Origin of the sequence: Halococcus sp. PRR34 (assembly GCF_028617175.1) — an archaeon.
Lineage (GTDB): Archaea > Halobacteriota > Halobacteria > Halobacteriales > Halococcaceae > Halococcus > Halococcus salifodinae.
Map to the genome: position 1 here is coordinate 1 of NZ_JAQJDA010000049.1, position 4396 is coordinate 4396.

Here is a 4396-nt window from a genome sequence, read left to right on the forward strand (position 1 = left end):
AGTTCATTGGCTGCTTGGTTTGGCTGCATCAACCGACCGAGCAGCCCACTCACCTAACCCGCTTTGTGAACTACTGAGACTCGAACCGCCCAACGAGACCTCCACGGCCAGCACTTCCAGGGTCTCGCAGTCGACTGTCGCTCAGACGCACACCTCCTCGCCGTCAATTTCGATCTTCGTCTCGTCGACTGCCATTTCATCCCGCTCCCGGCAATCGGGCTCGAAGGTGCTTGAGTCGGTGAAACCACTCACAGATCGCCTCGTGAGATCGCTCGACGAACGGTTCGATCTTTCGGTAGGAAAGTCCGGCGTGGTACCGGAACGCTGCGAGGACACGCCGCTCCGTCGGCGTGTCCTCACGCGAAAACACTTCCTGCTGTCGTGCCTTCTCAACTATGCGGTCCAGCATTGTGGAATCACCCAACTCACTCTTGCTCGACCGCTTCCTTCACGCTAAGGTTGACACCCCCCTCTCCACCCCAGGGTAAAACTTAAGTCACTGGCATTACGCACTTGCGATAGGGTAGCACCCGTAACCATGAACGACAGACGGAAGTTCCTAAAAGCGGTCGGTGTAGCTGGCAGTATCGGGATAGCTGGATGCCTTGGTGGCGGCGGTGAAGGCAGCCAAAACAGCAGTGGTGGTGACAGTCAAGGAAATACTGGGACGAGTGGCGGCACAGAACAGGAAACCTCTGGTGAAAGTACCACGGTTAGTAACGGATCCGGGGCGAGTAGTCCAACTCAGGGTAACGCCACAGGAAATAGTACGAACAACGCTGGCAAAAGCAACGCTGTGAGCGGCCACTATGGCGTTTCGATGAAAGGCATGGGGCAGGCCGGCCTGTTCGTTCAGGGTCAGGCAGCCAAATGGTACACTCAAGACCTTCCTGACGTCGAGATCACGATCCTGGATGCCGGATTCGACGGTACAAAACAGACGCAGGATGCGATCAATCTCATAAACCAGGGTATAGATGGACTCCTGCTAAATCCATGGGATGCCCAAGCCTCGAAGCAAATTGTGGATGCAGCCACGGAGGCAGACACTCCTGTGATGAACTTCGACACTGCGACGTTGTCGAAAGATGTTCTCCTTGGAGCCTTATTTGGCCAATACCGCGGTGGGAAGGCAGTGGCCGAAAAATTCAAGCAAATGATGGAAAGCAAGGGGATGGACAGCGCTAAGGTCATCACTAGTGTTTTCAATTTCGAATCTACCACGAGTCAACAGCGCTTGTATGGCTTTACCGAGAACATTCCAGATAGCGTTGAAATTGTCAACCGTATTGAAACGGATGGTACGGCTGACGCAGCAGCACCAAAGACTCAGAGCGCACTCCAAGCCAATCCAGATGTCGATGCTATCTATTCGAATAACGTTGGAAGTGGTATGGGCGCTCTGATCGCATTGGAGCAATTCGGAGCGTACCACAAAAAGGGCAACGAGGATCACGTTATGGCATTCGGTATCGATGGTGGACCAGAACTCAACCAGCGTATCCTTCAGGGCTACTATGACTTCGCAGTTGACCAGCCGCTTCACTACTATGCGCCAATTACGCTTGAGTTGATGTGGGACTATCTCGGAAATGGGGAAAGCGCGCTCCCACAGGTCGGCAACACGGTTACACCTGGGGAGAATCTCACGATCCAGAACAAGGAAGTCTTCGGGATCAACCCTTGGAGCGAACCGTTCTGGGGTCCAGCGGACGTCGTCAACTACGAAGCGAACGATCAACAGTGGTGGCCCTGGATGCAGTGCCAGCATGCGATGATCACGCAAGAGAATGCCGACGCTCCGTACCTCTACGGAAATGTCGCTGCTGAGTACGAAGAACAGAACTAATTTCAAGGAGAGAATGACAATATGAGCGTACTATCCGGTTCGTCATCGCCGATCGATAGTCTACGGGAAGCTAATCGTACGCAGATGATACTATTTGCTCTGGATAACCTCATCTGGCCTATCATGATTGTGGTGTTTGCGTTCTTTTCGCTCATGCTTCCGGAGATATTCACGGAGTATCAGAACATCCGATTTCTCCTCTACACAAGCGCCGGGTTGGGTGCGATCACTCTCGCAGAGGGAATCTGCTTGATCAGTGGTAACTTCGACCTTTCTGTGGGTTCCATCGCTGGATTTTCGGCAATGGCTGGAGCGCTGTTCCTCACAGAATGGGTTCCGGGCGCGCCCGGTATTACTGGTATCCTCTTCCTCTTAGCGGTAGGTGGGACAATCGGATTCCTGAATGGCTTGTCTATCGCCAAATTCGGAGTTAATCCCTTCTTGCAGACGCTCGCTTTCCTCATTATCTTCGAAGGAGGGATCTTGGTGCTCTCTACTCAGTCCGTCTACGGTCTTCCGGAAAGTTATCTCTGGCTCGGAGGCGAGGCCCTTCCCGTCCCGGGACTCCGGGAGGTTCCGATCGCGATTTTCGTCATGGTCGGACTCTTCGTGGGCATGTGGTTTTTCCTATCGAAAATGCGCTTTGGACGTGCGATCTATGCTGTCGGTGGTGACGAGGACTCGGCGGCTGAAGCAGGGATTGATCGAGACCGAGTAATCATTGCCGTGTACGTCCTCTCTGGAATACTGGCTGCCACAGGAGGACTACTCCTGACGGGATTCAATGGCGGTGCAACACCCACTATCGGGACCACTCAATTGTTCCCTGCCTTCACCGCCGCAGTGATCGGTGGTATCAGCCTGTTTGGAGGTCGTGGAAACATCCTCAACGCTCTCGGTGGTGTCCTGTTACTCGGTACTATCTCTGCAGGACTTGTTATGTTGAGTATCAATCCACAGATTATCCAGACGATCAATGGAATCGTGCTACTCGTGGCAATCTTACTGTATACCTTCGTAGAGAGATACCGTGAACGACTTCTCTCTGATCTCTGATCATAGCGATTCCAACCACTTGCTTACTACTACTTCGGCAGTTGAAGCGGCACCGCTATCTTAGTCGGTGGCAGTTGAGAAGGCGTGGTTGGGCTCAAAATGTCGTACTCGGAACCCAGAACCGGCGATTCGGTGGTTTCTTGAGTTGGTGCGGCCGCGTTCGCGACGTGGTCCGGCGATAGTTGAACTGATGAACTAACTCAGCTTTGCACGTTGGAAATGTGACATATAAGTCATGAAAACGGACACGAGAAGTGATCTATTGATAATTTCTAGCAATTAGCCGGGCAGCAGATCGGCTGTCATTGAGTGGGTTCGCTGGCTTTCCCGTAGATCGTGACTCCATCTGAAAGGGGCGCAGTATACGATCGGTTCCTGAACGGCTGTTAGAACGCTTCTCCGGCCTTTTCGACAACATATATGTGAGACGGTCAACGTGCAAAGCTGAGAACCAAGCCAACACAGGCCAATCCATCGGTAGATATATACGTCTCTGCCTGATCTAATAGATGAAATCAAAGCTGATTCGGAGTCCCCCATGACCACTAGTGAATCCACCACGACACCCCGTATTGAAGTCGAGAACGTTCAGAAACGGTTTGGTACCGTTGAGGCGCTCTCGGACGTCACGATGGAACTCAAAGACAACGAGGTCCTCGGTCTCGTCGGGGACAATGGGGCGGGTAAATCGACGCTCATCAAAACACTCGTTGGGATACATCAACCTGATGCCGGTGAGATCCGTTTCAACGGAGAGCCAGTAACCATCGATGGTCCGAAAGACGCACGACGTCTCGGTATCGCAACAGTATATCAGGATCTCGCACTCGTTGACGAACTCTCTGTGGCCGAAAATATGTTTTTGGGGCGAGCTCCCGTTAAAAAGTTAGCTGGAATCGTACCTATGGTTGATCGTGAAACAATGAACGAAGAATCGGAGCGTATCCTTCGCGAACGACTCAACATAAACCTAAACCCAGATACTCCGACTGAGTATCTTTCGGGAGGAGAGCGACAGGCAGTTGCTATCGGTCGTGCACTTGTGACTGATCCGGATATAGTTCTTCTTGACGAACCAACCTCCGCACTGTCGAAGGCTGCCGTTGAGCACGTGGAGAATCTTGTAGAACAACTACAAGAAAATGGCCACACCGTCATCATTGTCGACCACAATCTTGAAGAAATAATTTCGATGACCGATCGCATCGCTGTGCTCTTTCAAGGACGTGTGGTTGATACTCTCGAAACAGACCGGGTTACCCGAGACGACATCGTCTCAATGATGGTCTCTGGACAATCTATCGATGCTCCCGATGACGTTGATGAGCAGCAAGTCAATCAAGAGTCTGTAACAGACTCAACCAACTCCTCAACTGCGTAAAGCCAGTAAAAATTCGACGCTCTTGGGTAGAGGATTGTTGGTCAGTTCTCAGCAGTAGCTGGGAGTCACAGCGGGCAAGGGTGAGGCGGCTGCGTCACCCGACGAACCAT

The 4396-nt window shown here is 52.2% G+C and carries 3 protein-coding genes; all 3 read left to right on the forward strand.

Annotation, left to right across the window (positions count from 1 at the left end):
* Window positions 1-538 precede the first annotated feature (538 nt).
* The 3 genes from PHA81_RS20655 (at window position 539) to PHA81_RS20665 (ending at window position 4286) form a co-directional block, all read left to right on the forward strand.
* Window positions 539-1849, forward strand: coding sequence for a sugar ABC transporter substrate-binding protein (locus PHA81_RS20655; RefSeq protein WP_273838753.1), 1311 nt, complete (start codon window positions 539-541; stop codon window positions 1847-1849).
* A 21-nt stretch (window positions 1850-1870) separates the two neighbouring features.
* On the forward strand, window positions 1871-2905 hold the full coding sequence (locus tag PHA81_RS20660; RefSeq protein WP_273838754.1) for an ABC transporter permease: 1035 nt from the start codon (window positions 1871-1873) through the stop codon (window positions 2903-2905).
* 538 nt (window positions 2906-3443) lie between these two features.
* Window positions 3444-4286, forward strand: coding sequence for an ATP-binding cassette domain-containing protein (locus PHA81_RS20665; protein ID WP_273838755.1), 843 nt, complete (start codon window positions 3444-3446; stop codon window positions 4284-4286).
* Window positions 4287-4396: the final 110 nt, after the last annotated feature.

What these genes read in the sequence shown, in the direction of transcription:
- PHA81_RS20655 (WP_273838753.1), top strand. Translation starts at nt 539, where the DNA reads ATGAACGACAGACGGAAGTTCCTAAAAGCGGTCGGTGTAGCTGGCAGT.
- PHA81_RS20660 (WP_273838754.1), top strand. Translation starts at nt 1,871, where the DNA reads ATGAGCGTACTATCCGGTTCGTCATCGCCGATCGATAGTCTACGGGAA.
- PHA81_RS20665 (WP_273838755.1), top strand. Translation starts at nt 3,444, where the DNA reads ATGACCACTAGTGAATCCACCACGACACCCCGTATTGAAGTCGAGAAC.